The sequence below is a fragment of the Arachidicoccus ginsenosidivorans genome (assembly GCF_007971385.1).
Lineage (GTDB): Bacteria > Bacteroidota > Bacteroidia > Chitinophagales > Chitinophagaceae > Arachidicoccus > Arachidicoccus ginsenosidivorans.
Genome location: NZ_CP042434.1, coordinates 3108594 through 3128965, shown reverse-complemented (window position 1 = coordinate 3128965; position 20372 = coordinate 3108594). Strand labels below are relative to the sequence as shown.

16 protein-coding genes are annotated in these 20372 nt (G+C 38.5%); 8 read left to right on the top strand and 8 right to left on the bottom strand.

Features of this window, described 5'->3' with window-relative positions; all coding sequences use genetic code 11:
• Positions 1 to 183: 183 nt before the first annotated feature.
• A complete protein-coding gene (locus FSB73_RS12470) occupies positions 184 to 1446 on the bottom strand; it encodes a sensor histidine kinase (protein WP_146782605.1) in 1263 nt (420 codons plus the stop codon).
• Positions 1447 to 2036: 590 nt separating this feature from the next.
• On the opposite strand from FSB73_RS12470, the gene FSB73_RS12465 reads away from it, so the two are divergent.
• The 4 genes from FSB73_RS12465 to FSB73_RS12450 all read left to right on the top strand — a co-directional run bounded on the left by FSB73_RS12465 (position 2037) and on the right by FSB73_RS12450 (position 6118).
• Complete coding sequence (locus FSB73_RS12465) at positions 2037 to 3239, top strand: 6-bladed beta-propeller (RefSeq protein WP_146782602.1); 1203 nt, start codon at positions 2037 to 2039, stop codon at positions 3237 to 3239.
• Between the two features lie 77 nt (positions 3240 to 3316).
• On the top strand, positions 3317 to 3850 hold the full coding sequence (locus FSB73_RS12460; protein ID WP_146782599.1) for a carboxypeptidase-like regulatory domain-containing protein: 534 nt from the start codon (positions 3317 to 3319) through the stop codon (positions 3848 to 3850).
• Positions 3826 to 4320: a hypothetical protein gene (locus FSB73_RS12455; RefSeq protein ID WP_146782595.1), complete on the top strand. Its 495-nt coding sequence runs from the start codon at positions 3826 to 3828 to the stop codon at positions 4318 to 4320. Before FSB73_RS12460 ends, FSB73_RS12455 begins: the two co-directional genes overlap by 25 nt.
• Before the next feature lie 151 nt (positions 4321 to 4471).
• Positions 4472 to 6118 (top strand): outer membrane beta-barrel protein, encoded by a 1647-nt coding sequence (locus FSB73_RS12450; protein ID WP_146782591.1) that lies wholly within the window; start codon positions 4472 to 4474, stop codon positions 6116 to 6118.
• Between the two features lie 42 nt (positions 6119 to 6160).
• Here the strand turns inward: FSB73_RS12450 and FSB73_RS12445 are convergent, their stop codons facing one another.
• From FSB73_RS12445 to FSB73_RS12435, 3 genes are all read right to left on the bottom strand, one after another.
• On the bottom strand, positions 6161 to 6499 hold the full coding sequence (locus FSB73_RS12445; protein ID WP_146782588.1) for a helix-turn-helix domain-containing protein: 339 nt from the start codon (positions 6497 to 6499) through the stop codon (positions 6161 to 6163).
• 150 nt (positions 6500 to 6649) lie between these two features.
• Positions 6650 to 7773 (bottom strand): IS630 family transposase gene (locus FSB73_RS12440; RefSeq protein ID WP_146782585.1). Its coding sequence is split into 2 segments (ribosomal slippage): positions 6650 to 7356 and positions 7356 to 7773, totalling 1125 coding nucleotides; the frame shifts between segments, so codons are not numbered across the junction.
• Positions 7774 to 9070: 1297 nt separating this feature from the next.
• Positions 9071 to 9811 (bottom strand): MBL fold metallo-hydrolase, encoded by a 741-nt coding sequence (locus FSB73_RS12435; protein ID WP_146782583.1) that lies wholly within the window; start codon positions 9809 to 9811, stop codon positions 9071 to 9073.
• Positions 9812 to 9933: 122 nt separating this feature from the next.
• Here FSB73_RS12435 and uvrB point away from each other — a divergent pair, with 122 nt between their 5' ends.
• Positions 9934 to 11982 carry an excinuclease ABC subunit UvrB gene (gene uvrB / locus FSB73_RS12430; RefSeq protein WP_146782580.1) on the top strand — a complete coding sequence of 683 codons (2049 nt, stop codon included), beginning with the start codon at positions 9934 to 9936 and terminating at the stop codon, positions 11980 to 11982.
• A gap of 434 nt (positions 11983 to 12416) precedes the next feature.
• On the opposite strand, the gene nhaA is transcribed toward uvrB, so the two are convergent.
• Complete coding sequence (nhaA, locus tag FSB73_RS12420; protein WP_146782576.1) at positions 12417 to 13739, bottom strand: Na+/H+ antiporter NhaA; 1323 nt, start codon at positions 13737 to 13739, stop codon at positions 12417 to 12419.
• 122 nt (positions 13740 to 13861) lie between these two features.
• Between nhaA and FSB73_RS12415 the strand changes: the two genes are divergently transcribed.
• Together FSB73_RS12415 and FSB73_RS12410 are read left to right on the top strand one after the other, a co-directional pair.
• Entirely contained in the window at positions 13862 to 15601 is a 1740-nt protein-coding gene (locus tag FSB73_RS12415) for an APC family permease (protein ID WP_146782572.1), read from the top strand.
• A 122-nt stretch (positions 15602 to 15723) separates the two neighbouring features.
• Positions 15724 to 16581 (top strand): mechanosensitive ion channel family protein, encoded by an 858-nt coding sequence (locus FSB73_RS12410; RefSeq protein ID WP_146782569.1) that lies wholly within the window; start codon positions 15724 to 15726, stop codon positions 16579 to 16581.
• 358 nt (positions 16582 to 16939) lie between these two features.
• On the opposite strand, the gene FSB73_RS12405 is transcribed toward FSB73_RS12410, so the two are convergent.
• Positions 16940 to 17902 (bottom strand): ISAzo13 family transposase, encoded by a 963-nt coding sequence (locus FSB73_RS12405; protein WP_158639531.1) that lies wholly within the window; start codon positions 17900 to 17902, stop codon positions 16940 to 16942.
• A gap of 17 nt (positions 17903 to 17919) precedes the next feature.
• Positions 17920 to 18681 (bottom strand): hypothetical protein, encoded by a 762-nt coding sequence (locus tag FSB73_RS12400; RefSeq protein ID WP_146782563.1) that lies wholly within the window; start codon positions 18679 to 18681, stop codon positions 17920 to 17922.
• A gap of 88 nt (positions 18682 to 18769) precedes the next feature.
• Between FSB73_RS12400 and FSB73_RS23290 the strand changes: the two genes are divergently transcribed.
• Positions 18770 to 18928, top strand: coding sequence for a hypothetical protein (locus FSB73_RS23290; RefSeq protein ID WP_158639530.1), 159 nt, complete (start codon positions 18770 to 18772; stop codon positions 18926 to 18928).
• 880 nt (positions 18929 to 19808) lie between these two features.
• On the opposite strand, the gene FSB73_RS12395 is transcribed toward FSB73_RS23290, so the two are convergent.
• Positions 19809 to 20294 carry a protein-disulfide reductase DsbD domain-containing protein gene (locus tag FSB73_RS12395; RefSeq protein WP_146782560.1) on the bottom strand — a complete coding sequence of 162 codons (486 nt, stop codon included), beginning with the start codon at positions 20292 to 20294 and terminating at the stop codon, positions 19809 to 19811.
• Positions 20295 to 20372: the final 78 nt, after the last annotated feature.

Below are 20372 nucleotides of genomic sequence, written 5' to 3'. Positions count from 1 at the left end.
TAAATGCAGCAATGAATGCAGCACTAAGCAAATAAGAAATTAAGTAATTTAAAGGCTTGATACGTTAAAGATACTGCTTTTTTTTAGATATCATTTTTAGGTTTGCCTCTCTTATACCCCAGCAATGGCGCATGCAGCTGTGTTTATTGGTTAGTTTTTTAGGCAATACCATTTCTGCCCTGGCTAGACTTGGTCTTCTGCTATATTAGAGGCTATTGGCAGCTGGATTCTAAAGGTTGTGCCTTTGCCAGGCTCGCTTTGGCGAACAAAGATACTCCCATGGTGGTACTGTTCTACAATCCTTTTGGTCAGCGCTAGGCCCAGGCCCCAACCACGTTTTTTGGTGGTAAACCCAGGGTTGAATACCTTTTTGAATTGGCTGTGTGGGATGCCTTTGCCGCTATCCTGAATATCAATTAATATCTGACGTTCATTTTTGTGTAGGCTAACTTGGATACTGCCAGTGCCACTAATGGCATCCAGTGCATTTTTAAGTAGGTTTTCAATCACCCAATCCATTAATGGTCCTGATATCATTGCCTGATAAGGCGGCTGAACTGCTGTAAATGTAAATTGTACTCCACCACCGGCCCTTTTTTTGATATAATGGACCATATTTTCTACCTGGCTGGCGACATCGGCTGGTAACAGCTTTGGCGCACTTCCGATTTTGGCGAACCGGTCGCTGATGAGTTTTAAGCGGGCAATATCGGTTCCCATTTCTCTTAGAATCTGGAGATGGTTCTTTTGATCTGTATTCGCCTTATCTGCTTCTTGTCTCTTTAAATCGGCTGGACTATAATCTGTGGGTCGCTCCAGCTGCTCATAGTTGCTTTTAAGGATCTCTGACCAGCCTTCCAGGCTGGTTAGAGGTGTCCCTAACTGATGGGCTGTCTCTTTGGCCATCCCTACCCATAATCTGTTCTGTGCGCTTTTATTGGCCACTCGTTGGATGACGATCAAAACAATGATAAATAAGCCCACGATGCAAAGCTGTATGACGGGGAAATATCGGAGTTCTCGTTGCAGGCGGCTTTCTCCATAATAATAATGCAGGGAGGCGGAGGTATCTTGATCAAAGGTCAAAACAATCGGCGCATGCATGTTTTTAAAGTCACGGAGCTTATCTTTTAAATAGGCTGGGTTATCCACTGCACTGGCACTGTCAAGGTTCAGGTAGTTGCCTGTAATGCTGTCTTTAACTGTCGTTTCTATTATCGGGATATCTTTGTTTTCTGAGGATATTTTGACTGCGAGATTCAAATTTGTCTCATCTGTTGCATTCGCAATGGTCCTTTGTGCTTCTACCCAGGTCTCTACTCTTTGGGTTTCTATCTTGCCCAGCTTTAAGGAAAGATACCTGGAATAGACTAAACTACCGGTGACGATCACAAGGGCGATCAGTACCAGTAGGATTTTCCAGTTAAAAACGGGGGCGAACTTCATCCCCCGAAATTAAGGCAAATTATGGGAATAGGTATTATGGGCTGCATTATTTATGGGAAACGAAGTGGAGCTAGCATAAAACATCTGGAGCAGCTACAACGGGAAAGGTGGCAGTTATTTAAGGGCTGAAAATGTTACACCGATTCAGAGTAGAATTTCATTTTAATGCTGGCGGAGCTTTCAAAGGGCAGCTAAAAATAAATATTTACAACAATGAATATATTCATCTTTATTTTCTTATACCAGGCATTAATCTAACTTCAACAGAATTATAACTAGCCCTCACCTTACTTCCCAAAGCACTCTATTTAAGTTTAAGAATACACAATCCTTCCATAATGAAATTAAGCAAAAAAGATAGGCCAATAAATTCTAATTTTTAAATTAAGCACCATTATATCTCATAATTTAATAAATTTTTACCATTTAAGAAATTTGAGTACATTAGCTGTCAATATAAGAAATGCAAATAATTGAAATAAACAAAATAAAGCCACTTTATATATTTATTTAGCTTATAATTACTAAGAATAAAATATAATTAATTACCCATAAAATTGATAAAGGTTTCATTAAAACTTTAAACCATTATGAAGGAAAGAAACTATTTATATCCAAAACTCATATTTATCTTGTTAATACTACAGTTTGAAACAACTTTTACTTCTTATGCCCAAAAGTCGCAAACAATCCGTATTGCCCCAGAAGCCGCAAGAGGTGGGCAGGTTTCGGACATATTTGATTCTGTTTCCTTTATACCTTTAGAATCCACTAAGGAATCCGAATTTGGAGAAATTAATCAGTTAATTGTAACAGATAAATATTATATAATACTAGATAATCGAACAACAAACTGCATTCTTATTTTCAATAAAGATGGAAAGTTCCAAACAAAAATAAGCGATTGGAAAGGACATGCGCCAAATTTTCTATCCAACAAACCGTATATTTCCGATGGAAAGTGGATTAATTATATAAGCTATGATAACCAAAACCACGTTATAGAGGTTAAGCTTTACCAAAATAAAGATTCCACCACTTATGAATTCGATCTAAATGGAAAATTAATAAAAAAAATAAAAAAAACGTGGGGGGAATCAGATCAATGGTTGAATTTAAAAAATAATGACAGAATACACCTTCACTCAATTTCAAAAACCTATTTCAAAGACAAAACAATTGATGCATTTAATCAGATTGATATCATAAATCATGATTCAACCATAAATTCATTTTGGCCAATAGATACAGCCTATCCTTTAATTTATAATTACAGTGGTCAAAATTATATGGCAAATTATGGTCTAACATTTTATAAAGACACTGTTGCTTTATTATCATTTCCGGGAAGTTATGATGTATACGAAGTCACACCTAATGCTATAGAGAAAAGATATAAATTCATATTTCCAGAGAATCTATACTTACAAGATAGTCTCAGATCAATTAAAGCTTTTAGTAAGTATAAAATCTATAAACATCCTCACATTTTTAGCACTAAAACTATTCAGGTAGGTTATTTACTCTTTATAAGAGCTTTTGATGTAAGAGAAAATGACACATATATATATAATCTTTTAAATGGAAGCATTACGAACTTTTCAAAAATTGAGCCTGACAAAACCTCTTATTTCCTAAAAATTTGCGACGCATCAGAGGGAGGCGTAAATTACAGTAATAAAGGATTTTATTTATCGGATGGGAAAAGCATCTACACCGCTTACCCAGGTAAATATTTAAGTCAGCAATTTGGGGAAGAGATTGCTAAATCAATAAAAACAATACCCCGTTAAAAAAATTCTTCGCAAGTCCCAAAAAATTTAGAAACTATGTCATTGTAAAATTAACTCCAAAATCTCAAAATTAATGTATGCCTAAAGCAAGGGCAATAATATCAACCATTGTAATAATCTTTATTTTTATTTCTTCTCCCAATTTAATGGGACAAAATACAACTAACACTACAATAAAAGGAAAGGTGATTGACTCATCCTTAAATAAAGGATTGGAAGCAAGTACGGTTACTATATATAAAACAAAGGATTCAACGTTAGTTAACTATACGCTATCAGATATCTACGGGAATTTTACACTTGACAATATCCCCCATAATCAGGAATTATACATCATTATCAACGCTATAGGGTACCACCCATTGTATAGACAATTGAAATTCACCGATAGTAACAAAATTAATAAAGTTACTCTTTACAAATTCAAAATGCAGCCATCCACAAAAGCTTTGAACGATGTAATTGTCAAAAGTGTGCCTCCTATTACAATGAACAACGATACCATTGAATTTCATGCAGATGCCTTTAAAATGGACCCCAATGCAGTTGTAGAAGACCTACTTAGAAGACTTCCAGGAGTAATTGTGTGGGGGATGGTGCAATTACCGTAAATGGGAGGCCTGTCCCATCTGTTTTAGTAAATGGAAAACCGTTTTTTGGAGGAAATGCAAAAATATCAACTCAAAATATTTCTAAAGAAGCTGTGGACAAAATTCAAGTATATAGTAAAAACAATCAAAATCATAACAGCGATAGTACCCTGGAGGCTAATATTCAATTAAAAAAAGGACATGAAAAAGGTTATTTTGGAAAAATGATCATCGGGGAAGGCACGACTCATCGACATAACTTATTAGGAAACATCAATATTTATAATAACAAATTCCAATTAGGAGTTATTGGGACTAATAATAATGTAAATAATTTTACCAATGACATCAATACATTAATTGCCAACAGTACTTATAAAGGCATCGGAGCATCATTGGATTTGCAACCAGATTTTGAATCTGAAGGGAATAATAAAACACTTTCAACAGGGTTTACCCTTAGAAATGAAATTAAAAAAATAGTACATTAAACTTAGATTATTTATTTCAAAATAGAAAAAACAATTTGTACAAGTCAGCAAACTCAATCAGAAACATAGCCCAGGATAGCACACAAAATACATTATTGTCATCCAATGATGATAACAAAGAATCTCTAAGAACTCTTAAGGCAAAATATATGTGGAAAATAATAAATCCCACTTATCGGTGAGTACTCAACTTAATTTTAAAGATGGAGATTCTAATATTCAAGATTCTACTGAAGTGTTCATAAAGTCTAATCCAACCTTGCAAAGCAAAAGTTATTCAAAAGAAATCTCAGCTTCCAAAAGCAATTCCAAGCATATTAAAATTAATTATGGTCTTAAAAAAAGAAATGGTTTGGACGATGTTATTGGATTGACTTATGAATTTAATCAAAACTGGAACCGATTTAACAATAAATCAGAAACATCATTTCAATCTGAACAGGATCCAACTCAGAATTTATATTTCAATAGACAGTATAAAAATTTGAATGAAAAAACTAATCATAATTTATTATTTGAGGCCAATAATATGTTTGAATCATATAGTAACAGGTATTTTGGAGGCATTATCATAAACACGAAAAATGAGTTTAATACATCAATTATTCTTCAGGACAATAATATTTATGATCATTTGGATAACGAACTATTGCAAAATAAATATTTAACTGTAGTAAACCATACACGCATAATTAACGAAAGGCCAACAATTAGTTTAATAAAAGATTTGAACCGTGACTGGCCAGGAAGATATAATAAAAAACTTTCGTTTCAAGTTGATTTCGCAGCTCAATTATACGAATTCAAAAATAAATCTACTCACGATTTCCAAGTCATTAAAAAATTTCACATAAAATCAATCCCCTCCTTTGCCTTTAGCTACGATTATAGAAACAGCAATCTATATAATAAATTTTCTTTTAATTTCAAAAGATCCTATCGCTATCCTATCTTAAATGAATTAGCTCCCACTACGGATAGTTCCAATATTTATTTTTTAAATATCGGGAATAAAACTTTAGTACCTTCAACTACCAATTCATTTATATTTGGCATTACTCATTTTGGATTAAAAAAATATCCTTGGAGCTATTTTTTTAATTTTAGGTTGGATAAAACAAATAAGTATTTTGCAGACAGCAGTAGTACAGATTCATTGGGAAGGACCATTTCCTCTTTTACCAACTTTGGAGCACAAAACCGTATTGCAGAATCTTTTAGGTTAGAAAAATCATTTGTATTAAACAAGAACCAATTTAGTTTAAGCCTAAATGAAAATAATTCCTACAGCATTCAACCCGTCTTTATAAATAGCAGGCAATATCAATCGAAATATTTTGTATCAAGTTCCTTCCTGTCAATGAATTACGAGTTGATAGACCTTTTTCAAACGATGTTAATAACCGAATTTAGATTTTCTAAATCTAGGCAAGAAGCAAATAATGATGAAGGTATATTCAAATATAATAATAATGAATTCATTCAAACGCTAAGTGGGAGTTTTAACATAACAAAACGCTTTAATATAAGTTCAAATGTAAAATATCATCGGTACTCTACCGCTGGTCTCAAACCCATTAATTATGTAATCTGGAATGCAAGTGCCACATTCAGATGCCTTAAATTAAATAATCTGGAGTTTAAATTTTCGGCGCTCGATTTACTTCATCAAAACTCATCCGTCATAAATATTGCTTCAAATAATACCTTTCGTCAAATACAAACAAATGTTTTACAGCAATATTTTATGCTATCTGTTGCATTTTATCCAAGAAACTTTGGTAAAAATCCAGATTAGTCTTGCAAAAGTTTTCAACGATCAACAGGGAAACAATATCTTTCAGGCAAAAATAGATTCATAAGATATATGACTATTTTGAGACTGCTTAATTATTGTCATCTCCGCAAAATTTTGCTTCATTTGCTTCACAGATGCAGCAAAATTTCTTTTATAATAAAAATCATATGTTTGTTTTTTTATCTCCTGAAAGAATATGTCTTCAGGGAAATCTAAGAAGCTGGATATTTTATCAACAAGGGTCTTATTTGTACTTAAGATCCCCTTCTCTATTTTGGACAAGGTTCCCTGTTCAATCTGCAAATTTTCTGACAGTTCCTTTTGTGTTATGCCACGATATTCCCTTACTAATTTTAGCGTATCGATATTAAATATTTTCATTATTCCTATATATAAGCTATCTAAAACTCGCTCAAAAAAATAGCCTTGATCTGAAATTGCCCAATGCGACCACCTTAAAAACGTTCGGTCAATTCATACTAAACAGTGGATAGATCTTAATTTAATGCCAAGTCTAGTGCTCTGTTAAGTTTAATATGACGGATATAATCTTTTTAATTTGATTCTAGCATCGGTAGCTGTAAATTGCCAGTTTATCTTAGACTTTTTGTTATTCCGTGCATTATTCCATGCCTGAACTTCATCTTCCACCATCTCTATAGTTGGAATATGGCGATTCAAGCACTGTCCGTTTAAAACATGTAACTCTATTTCCGCCATATTCAACCAACTACCATGCTTTGGAGTGAATACAAATTCAAATCTATCCCATAATTGCTTTGCCACTTTAGGTTCAAATGCCTCATAAAATGCAGAAGGTGAATGCGTATTAAAGTTATCCATTACCAAAGTTATTTTTTTTGCCTTTTTATAATGACTGGCTATCTCTTTAATGAATAATGCCCAATCTCTCTTTTTCTTAAACTCCGTCACTTTTACAAATCGCTTACCAGCCAAAGGTTCATTTGCCATAAATATATTTACACATCCTTTCCTTATATACTCATAATCTTCTCGTTTATCCATCCCCGGTTTCATTTTAATACTTGGTCTTCCTTCTTCAATTAGCTGCTTAGGGCTTTCATCCATACACACCACAGGAAAGTCGGGATCATATGGTCTCTTATATACATCCAATACGTTTTCCATATTCGACACAAATTCGCCACTTCTCTCAGCTGGAATGACCCAGCCTTTCACTTTCCAAGGCTTAAGTTCGTTTTTTTTAAAACATTCCCAACCGTTACATGAGAAATCTTATCAACATACTCCAGCTCAACCAGCTTATCCGCTAATAAACGCAATGTCCATTTAGCATAACCTTTAGGTGGCGCGCTACAACATAAACTCACTATATTGGCTTCCAAATCACCATCTACTTTTCTATCATAGACTCTTGTCGTTGGTTTGCGGTCTAAAACGGAATCTAAGCCCTCTTCAATAAACCGCTTCTTAACCCGGTCAATTGTACGCATACCTATTCTTAATACTTGGGCTAATTGCTCATTGGTGACTTTTTGAGAGTATTTCCCTTCATCACAGTTTAAAAGGATATAAGCCGCTCGAAAAGTCTGCGTCGTATGGGACCCCTTATTTATAATACCTTGAAGAACATCAACTTCCTCTTTGGTCAGATGTATTGTATATCGTATCATTAGTATAAATTTAATACAAAGATATGATATTTAATCAATACGTCATATTATGCTTAACTGAACACTAGTCTCATTTTTAATCAACGATTACATTTAATGATTTTTTCGGATCAGTTCCAAATGGCTGCATACACACTTAAGTCTTCAATTTCATGGCAAATTTCCTTATCTTAAATTATAAACTAAGGCAAGATATGCAATTTCTTTTTATAAGTTTCCAAAATACACAAAACTAATTAATTAATAATGCCTATTGAATGACAAATAATATCCATATAATATTAAAACCACGATTATCCCGATCAAATCGGGGAAAAAGATTTTAAACTCCCCCTTTTTCCGGATTGCGTAACCCTTTTTCCCGATTTGATAAACAACATCCTACAGCGCCCCCCTATCTTTGTATCCACAACACACAGTAACATATCACAATTTCGAATAGAGGTGGCGACCTAGTCTTAGAACGCCACTAAAAAAAATCCAAAATCAGACTTTATATAAGGTCTGATTTTTATTTTTTGGGGAGCCTCGCAGGAATTTCCATATCGCGTAACCCTTTTTCCCGATTCAATAAATAATTGATTTACAATATGCTGATCTTTGTATCCTGAATATGTAACATATCACACAATTTGAATAGAGGTGGCGCTCCATTCCTGGCGCGCCACTAAAAAAATAAAAGCGGGCTGCTTGATATTAAAAATCAAGCAGCCTGTTTTTATTTTCCTGCCGGGCTTTAATTTAGAAAAAGTTTCATAATACTGATATTCGCGGGAATTGCTTCAGTATCTAAGTGGAGGTTGAATGGTAGGTTCAGTTATATTGCGTATTGGCACATTTGGCCGTAACTGAACACTTCCAGGATGTGTCAGTAATTCCCTATCCCGTAATCCTTTTTCCTGAATTGATAAACGGCCTTTATTGTCTCCACCTACCTTTGTGCAAGCAGACGTTAAAACATAATCACAATTCGAATAGAGGTGGCGACCTAGTCTTAGAACGCCACTAAAAAAATCTAAAATCAAACTCCGCAGTTATTGTTAGTAACTATCGGAGTTTGATTTTTATTCTTTTTAATATCTAGGGCTGATCCTTGTCTGTTTTCTCTGTTTTTTAATCCTTTTGTTCGCTATTTGTTCGCTTTCGATTCGTACCCTTTACGGTTTCTGCTTTCCAAATGGGTGCCTTTTACAGCAGGCATTTAAAATTAACTTCTAAGTTGGCATAATGATGATTATACGAGCCGTAATATCAATGCTTTACTTTGTGTTGCCCTTCATGTTCCCATTTGTGTACCCTACTTAAAGGAAAATGTCGGGGACTTTACGTCATGGTAAAACAAAAAGATCCATTTGCCTTCTTCACCTTCTGCCCACCACTTTTTCCTGAGTTCCATGCACTTTCTACCGTCGTAGTCATATTTGGCGACAAATCTGTTTTTCATCTGCCCTAATTGCGGGGCATCATCTGCACCGTAAAAAACGGTTTCTTCACCTTCTTTGAACCAAAATACCTGGTGGTATTTACTATGTGCTCCGGTTACCTGATAGGTAATATAGCCGTCTAGTGTTCCGTCCCCATCCAGGAGCACTACTTGCGGGTGGTCTTTTAGGATCTCAAACTGCTCTTTAAGATAGGATGGATTCTCTCCACTTAACCCATAGGCTAGTTCGCTTGCCTGAAGATAATAAGTGGCATTGGGGAAAGTAAGGGTGGCCTCGCCATTCGGTTTTGTCATCTTTATCCCACCTGCATGGTCTTTATGTAAGTGAGAAAGCAGTACTTTGGTCACTTCGCCAGCACCAATTCCATGCGCTTTTAAAAGCGCATGAATTTGCGGTTCCCCATCTTTTGTGAACCCCAACCCGGTATCCAAGAGTAGTATATCTTTATCTGTTATAATCAAAAATGGCTGTATTTCAACGAGTAAGCTCCCAACAGCCCTTTTTTGAAGATCATCCGTAGATGGGTCAAAGGGTATGAACTTCTTAGAACTGTCTATGGTAAAAGCGCCTTCTGATAAGGGTATTATTCTCATGTGGCAAAGATAATCCAATCAATGCAACTGGTATGCAGCCAGGTTGTTATTCTTTCGGTCAGCCGTCACGGGCCTTAGGTAAATAACCCTTCTTTTCCAGAGCAAGTTCGTAACTTCGCTATATGCCTTTTGAATTACATGCCGAATATAAGCCCTCAGGGGATCAACCTGATGCCATCCGCCAATTGACGGAAGGCCTTAAGGATGGTGAACAGTTTCAGACACTTTTGGGTGTTACCGGATCTGGTAAAACCTTCACGATGGCAAATGTCATCCAGAATGTACAGCGCCCGACCCTGGTATTAACGCATAATAAGACCCTGGTAGCTCAGTTATATGGTGAGTTTAAGCAATTTTTTCCCCATAACGCCGTAGGTTACTTTGTCAGTTATTATGATTATTATCAGCCGGAAGCTTTTATGCCGGTCAGTAATACCTATATTGAAAAGGATCTGAGTATTAATGAGGAGCTGGATAAGCTGCGGCTGCAAGCCACAGCCCAGCTTTTGAGTGGTCGTAGAGATATTATCATTGTGGCCAGCGTCAGTTGTATTTATGGTATCGGTAACCCCGCGGAATTTGAAAAGGGGATTATCCGGCTCCATGTTGGTCAGGTCATACCACGGCAGGCATTTTTGCATGCACTTGTCAATTCTTTATATACCCGAACCCAGGTGGACTTTACCAGGGCGAGCTTCAGGGTGAAAGGCGATACGGTGGATATCAATCTGCCATATGTGGATTATGGCTACCGGATTACCTTTTTTGATGATGAAATTGAATCTATCGAGACCATTGATGTCATCACGAACCAAAGGATGCTAAAAATGGACAATGCGGCCATTTTCCCAGCAAATTTATATTTGGCTCCAAAGGAGATGATGCAACAGATCACTTATGAGATTCAGGATGAGCTCAGGGCGCAGGTCGAATATTTTGAAGGTATCGGCCGCATGGTGGAAGCGCAGCGTATTAAAGAAAGAGTAGAATATGATCTGGAAATGATGCTGGAACTGGGATACTGTAATGGTATTGAGAACTACTCCAGATTTTTTGACAGAAGAGAACCAGGCACAAGACCTTTCTGTCTCCTGGATTATTTCCCAGATGATTTTTTGTGTATTTTAGATGAGTCCCATCAGACGATTCCTCAGATATCCGGTATGCACGGCGGCGACCGAAGCAGAAAGCTGACCTTGGTTGAATACGGCTTCCGTCTGCCCAGTGCTATTGACAACAGACCACTTAGTTTTAGTGAATTTGAATCTATGATCGGCCAGACTATTTTTGTATCGGCCACGCCTGGTAATTATGAGTTAGAGAAGACAGGTGGTGTCGTGGTAGAGCAGATTGTCCGGCCAACTGGTCTGTTGGATCCACCCATTGAGCTCCGCCCTAGTCATGACCAGGTAGATGACTTGTTGGACGAAATCGACCAACAGGTGAAAAAGGGTGGCCGCATTCTAGTGACAACGCTTACCAAAAGAATGGCAGAGGAGATGGACAAATACCTCAAAAAGATCAATATCAACTCTAAATATATCCATAGCGATGTAGACACACTTGACCGAGTGGAGATTCTGCGTCAATTAAGACTTGGTGAAATTGATGTACTGGTAGGTGTCAACCTGCTCAGGGAAGGGTTGGATTTACCAGAGGTAACCCTGGTGGCAATACTTGATGCGGATAAGGAAGGTTTTCTCAGAAATGAGCGGTCGCTGACGCAGACGGCTGGTCGCGCCGCCCGTAATGCGAATGGCCGGGTCATTTTTTACGCAGATAAAATGACGATGAGCATGCAACGAACCATCGATGAGACCAACCGCAGACGGGAAAAACAGATTGCCTATAATGAGTTGCATCATATAACGCCTACGACCGTCACCAAAAGCAAAGAGCAGGTATTTGCACAAACAGCTGTACTGGATATTAAGGGGTTTGATGAACATAAAGCCTATGCGATCGGCTACAACGAAGATATTGTTGAACATAAGGTATACGAGTCTCAAGTAGATCCAAATAAGCGTACCATTCCCTTTTTAGAAAAGGCAATAAAAAGGCTCAAAAAAGAAATGGACAAGGCTGCCAAAGACATGGATTTTATTGAGGCGGCGAGGCTTAGGGATGAAATGTTCGCACTTCAAAATGAGCTTAAAACAAAGAAAAAATAAAACTAGATAATATTTTATAGCTTTTCTTTAAACCAACCTAGAATTTCTAATAAGGCAATCAATTTCTTTATCATTTTAGGTAAGCAATCTCAGGTATTTCTATCCCTTTTTAAGTCGCTAATGCCTATTTTCAATTCTCAGGCCCATGCCCATGGTCGGCCCCATAAGCGGCGAGATTAACATCACACCGATAATAGCCGCAGTCGAATTGCCATTCAGTCCTATGGGTGCTATAAAAATCGCGAAAATCAACGTCCAGAGCTTCCCCCGATGAAATCGGAGTTCTTTTTGATAAATAGAACAACGTCCTGCTCATCTGCCTTATCTACATGAAAGTCAAACCTTCTGGCAATGGCAGACTTTATCAATCGTAAAAGGCGATAATCTTTATTATAGCCTTTAGCAAGTTATTGTCTGAATAAATAGGTGAAGACTCAAGATGCTTCCTTAGAGGCCGGGGATAGCTTTTTTAAAAAGAAGACGCCAGCGATGCCCGAGATAAGAGAGGCCAGCAAAATACCATACTTCGCTTCATCTATCATTTTCATATCCGTAAAGGCCAATCCTGTGATAAACAATGACATTGTGAATCCAACCCCTGCCAGCAGTGCAACACCGATAATGTGTTTCCAGTTGGCTTTGTGTGGCAGCGCAGCCCAGCCGAGCCTTACCATTATCCAGGTAAACACAAGAACCCCAATAAACTTTCCTAGCACCAGCCCAACGGATACACCCAGGCTTACCGGGTTGGATAAGGACCGGAAGAAGTCGCTGCCAATTGGCATACCTGCATTGGCCAGGGCAAACAGCGGCATGATAACAAAAGCTACCCAAGGATGCAACGCATTTTCAATTTTCTGTAACGGCGTTTCTGCATCCAGACAGAGTTGTTTTATATTACTGATCGTTCTATGTTGCTCCCAGGTCATCAGTGAACCGTCTTGCCTGTGGGCCTGTTCAAAGTTAGTTGCATATTTTCTGGTATTTTCAACAAATTCCTGCTCATTTATCTTGGTTCTGGCCGGGATCATAAAGGCGACAAGCACGCCTGCTATCGTTGCATGCACACCGGAAAGTAAAAAGAAATACCATATAATAATGCCTATTACCAGATAGAATATCGTATCCCTGATACCCAAACGGTTGCCGATCCAAAGAACAATAAGCAATACTAAGCCTATCGCTAACGGAACAAGTGCTATCGTTTGTGTGTAAAATAGCGCAATCACAAGTACAGCGCCCAGATCATCGGCCACAGCCAGGGCCGACAGAAAGGTTTTCACCGACCCGGGTATATGTTTTCCTGCCATAGATAATAAGCCGAGGGCAAAAGCAATATCAGTCGCCATCGGAATACCCCATCCATGGGAAGAGGGAAGGCCTTTGTTGAATGCCACGAATATAAGTGCTGGTACCAGCATGCCTCCCAGCGCGCCCACCATTGGCAGCGCTGCTTTTCTGAGGGTAGAAAGCTCCCCGGCAATGAACTCCCGCTTCAGTTCCAGGCCGATGACAAAGAAAAATAAGGCCATTAATCCATCATTGATCCATACGTGCAGTGGTTGGACGAATCGCTGTTGCTCGATTCCGATGGAAAACCTGGTTTCCCACAGATGATGGTAACTGTCGCTCCACGGAGCGTTTGCCCAAACCAGTGCAATAACGACACAGGCAAACAGCACAATACCGCTTGTATACTCCTGGTGAATAAATTTGCTAACAGGTTTTAGTAGCTGGTCGATAGGAGATCTTGTCATGGTAGGACAAATATATTTGTTCCGCTCCAAATGGTCATGCTTTTCAATCAAAAATTCCTACTTTTATTTCTTCTTTTGATCTAAGGGCGTAATTTGAGTAGCCTTCACCTGAAACCTATACGATGTCACACTCAAAAAAACTCAGCGAATTCTCGGCCACAGCGATATGCGGCAATGATATTACTTCTTCCTGTCTGTACGTTTCTGCTTTGACGATAGCCTATGCCGGGCAGTACGCATGGCTGGCGCTGCTAATCGTTGCAGGGGTGCTTTTTCTGTTCAGGAAGATCTATGGTGAAGTGGTCGGAGCGCTTCCCTTGAATGGAGGCGCCTATAACGTTTTGCTTAATACCACAAGCAAAAGTAACGCCTCCATTGCGGCCTGTCTGACCATTTTGTCCTATATGACAACTGCGGTTATCTCAGCCAGTGAAGCCATGCACTACCTGAAAGGCATTTTTCCGTCCATTTCCGTCATGGTGGCCACCATTATCCTTTTGACTTTGTTTTTATTACTGGTCATGTCGGGCATCAGTGAATCCTCTGTAGTGGCTGCTGTAATTTTTACGCTTCATCTGGCAGCCATGCTGCTTTTAATCGGTAGCGGCATTTGGTTTGTGATAAAACATGGTTTAAATATTGCGGCGCTGAATTTCAGGACACCGTTACAGGGTGGCTTTTGGACAGCCCTGTTTCTTGGATTTAGCACCGCCATGCTGGGTATCTCTGGATTTGAGAGTTCCGCTAATTTTGTGGAAGAGCAAAAACCGGGCATTTTCAGAAAGACGCTCCGAAATATGTGGATTGCTGTGACTGTAATAAATCCACTGATGGCGCTTACTGCTGTCATGGTCCTGCCGCTGGTAGACGTCGTTCAAAACAAAGAAGCACTTCTTTCTTATTTAGGGCAAAATACGGGAGGCAGTTGGCTGGCTACTTTTATTTCGATCGATGCCGTTCTTGTATTAAGTGGGGCACTGCTTACTTCTTATGTAGGGGTGAATGGTCTTATTAAAAGAATGACACTGGATCGGATACTTCCGCAATTCCTGTTGAAGGAAAACAGTCGCGGCAGTTCTCCAAGAATATTACTGCTTTTTTATATACTCTGCCTTTCGGTGCTGTTTATAACGCATGGTCAACTGGGGCCGCTTGCCGGCGTTTACACGATTAGTTTTTTATTGGTGATGATCTATTTTGGTTTTGGCAATTTTCTGCTGAAAATCAAACGCGGCAGACTGCCTCGTCCTGAAAACGCTACTGTGGCCTCTGTAACGATTGCGATTCTTGCCGTAGCTGGCGCACTGTATGGAAATGTTGTTACGCATGCAGCCTACCTGATTGTTTTCCTGCAATATTTTCTTCCGGCTATTGTTATTATCTTTTTGTTATTAAGCAGAAATGAAATCTTAAAATATATGCTCATATTGGTCGGCCATCTGTCAAAACATTTTAAACTGTTTGCCGCCATTAGCAGATTGCATATCAGTCGCAATCTTAAAAAATTAACTGAACAGGAATTCGTTTACTTTACTAAAGCCGACGATATCTCTATCCTCAACAAGGTTATGATGTATGTGGAAGAAAATGAGATCACGAAAAGAATAAAAATTGTAACGGTCTTAAAGGATGAAAGTGATGTCTCTGCTTCTTTCATGGCTGATCTGGAAGTGTTGGACAGGGCCTACCCGGACATTAAGATTGAATACGTTCAGATCCACAACGCCACATTCGGACCCGAGACGATCAAGCGACTCAGTGATGAGTGGAATATTCCTATTAATTTCATGTTTATCAGTTCTCCCAGCGATAAGTTCGCACACAGGGTGTCTGATCTCGGAGGCGTAAGATTAATTATTTAAAGACCAGATAGGCATATAGGCATAGCGTATGTTGTGTTGTATGCATTTTGTTATTTACCTCTAAGGCGTTATCTTTGAGCATATCAAGTATTTTCTAACCTTAAGACAACCCATTACAACCCATGCATTTTTTAGCGATTACACCTGACATGAACCATTTAGAGAGCTACTGGACGAAATTCTGGGACGCGGCGGCTGTTTGGGGGCCAAAAATAGCCATCGCCCTGATATCTACATTGCTTATATATCTGATCGGGTCCTGGCTGATCAGGATCATAATGAAATATGCCAATAAGACTTTTGAGCGTCGCCAGATGGATATCTCTCTTAAAAAGTTCCTATTGAATATGATCCGGTGGACCCTGAATATCTTATTATTTATTCTGATCATTACGCAGCTCGGCATACAGACTTCTGCCTTTGTAGCCATGATCGGAGCGGCCGGACTGGCTGTAGGCCTGGCGCTGCAGGGTTCACTGGCCAACTTTGCAGGCAGTGTAATCATTCTGACCCTCAAACCCTTCAAGGTAGGCGATTATATTGAATCGGCTAACGGACAATCCGGAACTGTCAGAGAAATTGATATTTTTGCCACCAAATTAATTACACCTCAGAATCAGTTGGTCATTGTACCCAACGGTGCGCTCTCCAATGCAAGTATTATTAACTATTCCCAGATGGGCAGCCGGCGTACCTGGTTTGATATCGGGGTTTCCTATGCTGCTGACCTTAAACAGGCTAAACAAATTCTGATGGATGTCGTCAGCAGTAACAAGCATGCCTATAAAGAACCGGCTCCGCAGATTGTCGTCACAGAACTTGGAGACAGTGCCGTAAATCTTTCAGTAAGAGTGTCCGCTGACAATCAGGCGTTCTGGGGTATGCGTGAGCAATTAATTATTGACTGCAAGGCGGCCTTAGATAGGGCTGGCATTGAGATACCTTTCCCTCAGCGCGACATTCATATTTTTAACCAATAGGAGCGTATTCTCATTTTCCTTTTCTCTGACAAAAAACCTATCTGCATCGTCCATCTTACAACTGCCTGTCAGCAGTGCTGGCGGAAGACAATAAATATTGTGTTCAGGATAAGTTTTTTCCAAAATAAGTTGGTAGCCGTTTTTAAGCATTTAAATGTGGCTTTCTGCCTGGAGGTTGCCAGAGAAAAGCTCTAAATTTATAGGACAATTAGCTGACCGGAATGAATAGCAGGGGATAAAAATAATTCCGTCTTTAAAAGTGTTTCATAATCAGTGCGGAACAAACTGCTTAATTTATATTTACATATATCAGAAAAAAAATTAAATACATCTATTTGACAATATGTACGGCAATTACTTAGGGTCCGTGCAAAAATAATTTCCGATTTAAATTTGGACGGATTGTATAATTTAGTTTAGGAATTGTATTATGTGGCCAAAGGTTAATTTCGGCCCACTGTTGATCTGTAATCTTTATTCCTGTCTCATAATTCCGCATATCTATTTCTGCTTTTATATCTAAGCCGTTTTTTGCGGTAGTTCCCCGAATGAAATTTAATGCTGTCCCATAAGTCTTTAGAGGTTGTCCGGCCCAGTTTTTACTAAGTTCGCTAAACATATGATGCTCAATGGGGTTAAACTTAGAGGTTCCAGGAGGATAATGGCAAACTGTGACTTCTATGTTATATTTTTCGCAGATCTTTTTTTGAATGCCATATTTCCACATTTTGTTAGATGAGCCGTTGCTGCCACCACCGTCAGCTAATATGAGCAGGGACTTTATGTTTGCCTTATTCGGTTGTGATCGTAGCCAACGCTCGATAGAATTAACTGCAAACTCACTTGTATCAGATGAGATTCCTCCCACCACAAGACCGCGATTATGCTTAAGGTCATATATACCATATGGGTTAAATTTACCTTCGGCGAGGGTTAAAAAATCATAAGCGTTTACCTGAGCCGGAGCTTTGCACCAAGTCCTCCCTTTGTTGTAAAAATTACCGATCAGCTCCTTCTTTTTAGAATCGACACTAATAACAATACTATCCTCCCTATTATTAAATTCCTTCCTTACCTGTTTAATGTATTTAAACTGCTGATCCCGTTCCTTTATTGAAATTGGTGTGGCTTTTTTGGGGTCAGATTCGAATCTTTTATAATTTATTTTCAAAGAGTAACCCATGTTTTGCAATAGCTTCTTGACTGTATTTGGGCAAACATTAATATCCTGCTCTTTAAGTAGCTCAGATATTTTGGAGAGGGTTGTTCTGGTCCATTTTGCATCACTCATTGGGTCGCCAGCAGTTTCTTCCTCAATCAAGTTTTCTATGATCTGGATTATTCCTGGTGTTTTTTTTTAACGCCCGGTCTACCGCCTCCTGTTTGGCGTATCCCATTTAAATTCACCTTTTTTCCCAAGAGTTGCTGCCGGCCTTTGCTAACAGTCTCTGGGTGAATCTGCAAAAGTTCACCGATTACCCTATCCCCTCCATGGCCGTATTTAATAGACTCTAGCCCTGCATATAAACGTCGTTGTTGCTCATCAAGTAAGCTATAAAATAAAATCACCGCTGCCTTTAACTCATCGGTGATCAGACTTGCTGACAGGCTTTCATTAGAAAATACTTGACTATCAGACACAGAATTACGTATAGCCATTTGTTGGTTGCGAACCTTACCGTCAACAGAAAAGTACACCCATTCTCCGCCAAATTGAGCACGGAATACTTTCTGTTCTTTAAGGAGATTACCAACAGCAAGTCGCACCGTTACTTTTAACACCGCTTCCAACTCTTTTATGCTTTGCCCACCAACAGACGTGTTTATAAAATAGAAGCAGGTATCTTTCAAAGTGTTGTATTTAGAGAAATGAATGGTGTCATTAAAACTCCAGAGCCCCGCTTCGGAAAATTTAGGTATATCAAACAATGTATAATATTTACCACGGTCGGAATAACTTGTGATATATCCCAATGATTTTAATTTTCTCATGATAGTCATTGTTACATCACTCTTTATGTGAACTTTAATTTGGTCCAGGGTAACAACTTTATCCTTTTTAATGAGTTTTTCTATCTCGAGTTTAATCTTATCCTGCATGTCTTAAATGTTATAATTAAACAGACAAAACGAAGTTATGTATAATGAATGTTTTAGCTCTTCATAAAGAAGTTCTTACCCAACTGAAGTGGCAAAAATAGAAGCCCTTTTAACCAAACTACTTAATCAACAAATGGGAAATGCGCCAGGCAAAATACCTGCTATGGGGGGAAAAAGACTTAATAAATATCGAGACAAAATCATTTTGTTTCTCAAGTACCCTGATAAAAATATCTCTCCAGAATAGCATGGAACATTACTTTCAAAATACACCACACAAAATTTGGGTGTTGATATAAAAATTAGGCAATGTCAAAGGTACTAAAAAATTATGGTGTTGAAGGGCCGACTGGTCGTCCTGCCAATTAGGGAGCTGAATAGTTTCATTGTTTGCCCTGGCATATAATTGCAAACTCCATAAAATCGACTTTCTAACATGGGTAACGCATGTAATGAAAAGAAAAAGAATAAGTAAACATACTAAAGATAAACTCGATGAACTACTTCCACACAAATGGCCCACATTACGGTCAGAATAAAATAAAAATGATCTAACGATCTTAGGTGACTTACATCTCCAAAAAATGTAGATACTTGGCTGGGGTTTCATGCCGCTAAATAGCTGCTCAAGCGTTCACTACGTTGTTAATAACTAAAGCCTTCCTTCATCTATCCGTATGGTTCATTACAGCAAAGATTGCGAGAACTGGCTACTTAAACTGCCGAGAAAAGCAAGTATGAATGGAGGAGGCCAGTAAATTAAATATTGCCAAAAATCTAAGAAAGGTGCTTTTGTCCGCCGTATAGAAACTACCAACCAGTACCGCATTTTTGCCTGGCACAAAATCGTTAATGATGCAATATTCAATCAGCGGATGATATTAGCCCAAAATAGATTTTGCAACCGCAATAACTAAGTCCAAATTAAGCGCTTACCACTAAAATCAACGCTAGATTTACGATTGCAATGGCCAATATGAGTCTGACTCCTCCATAAATTACAGAAAAAAAGGGACTGCATTCTTGCAGTCCCAGAGACTTGTTTAAAAGTCTGTACATGATTGAGTTTTTATCTGAGCCTCTTTTGACTTGTTTTGGCTAAAAGCTCAAATACGACATATTGCCATTTAATTTAGCTTGACAGAGAATTTCCAGCTACTTGGGGGTAAACACTCATGGTCATTACACACCATGAAATTAACCGAACCGCTTACATTGGTTTTAAGGCCTCCTTTCACTTTTACAGTTTGTATAAACTGTACTTTGTCACCATAATATTTGACATCCACACCAAAATTTTTATCATGGGTTGTTTTCAGATCACCTTTCTCTTTTGGCTTTCCGATAAGCGTTACCAACGGATTTTTGCTAAAGCTGATACTCGTAGGTACTGGACCTCCATCTGGCGTATTCTGAGAATAGATATGCCAGGGCGCTGGTAACACTGCTGTAAGCGTGATCGTATAATTGCCGTCTGTAGCTTTTGCGGCGCTCGCTGTCCATTGAACAGGATTTTGGTTTTGATCCTGAGCCCTTACGATAATAGTTGCCGATACAAGGACCAGTAGCGTCAGCAATAAGTGATTCAATTGCCTTTTCATTTCCATTTTCATATTTTTTTTCTTTTTTGATTACTATTTTTTCTAAAAATAATTGTCCAGTTTAGCTCAGTTAAGGTTAGATAGCACTTC

Bases quoted from the DNA above. Each gene is read 5' to 3' on its own strand.
- FSB73_RS12470 (WP_146782605.1), bottom strand. From the start codon at position 1,446: ATGAAGTTCGCCCCCGTTTTTAACTGGAAAATCCTACTGGTACTGATC.
- FSB73_RS12465 (WP_146782602.1), top strand. From the start codon at position 2,037: ATGAAGGAAAGAAACTATTTATATCCAAAACTCATATTTATCTTGTTA.
- FSB73_RS12460 (WP_146782599.1), top strand. From the start codon at position 3,317: ATGCCTAAAGCAAGGGCAATAATATCAACCATTGTAATAATCTTTATT.
- FSB73_RS12445 (WP_146782588.1), bottom strand. From the start codon at position 6,499: ATGAAAATATTTAATATCGATACGCTAAAATTAGTAAGGGAATATCGT.
- FSB73_RS12435 (WP_146782583.1), bottom strand. From the start codon at position 9,811: ATGAGAATAATACCCTTATCAGAAGGCGCTTTTACCATAGACAGTTCT.
- uvrB (WP_146782580.1), top strand. From the start codon at position 9,934: ATGCCTTTTGAATTACATGCCGAATATAAGCCCTCAGGGGATCAACCT.
- nhaA (WP_146782576.1), bottom strand. From the start codon at position 13,739: ATGACAAGATCTCCTATCGACCAGCTACTAAAACCTGTTAGCAAATTT.
- FSB73_RS12415 (WP_146782572.1), top strand. From the start codon at position 13,862: ATGTCACACTCAAAAAAACTCAGCGAATTCTCGGCCACAGCGATATGC.
- FSB73_RS12410 (WP_146782569.1), top strand. From the start codon at position 15,724: ATGCATTTTTTAGCGATTACACCTGACATGAACCATTTAGAGAGCTAC.
- FSB73_RS12400 (WP_146782563.1), bottom strand. From the start codon at position 18,681: ATGCAGGATAAGATTAAACTCGAGATAGAAAAACTCATTAAAAAGGAT.
- FSB73_RS12395 (WP_146782560.1), bottom strand. From the start codon at position 20,294: ATGAAAATGGAAATGAAAAGGCAATTGAATCACTTATTGCTGACGCTA.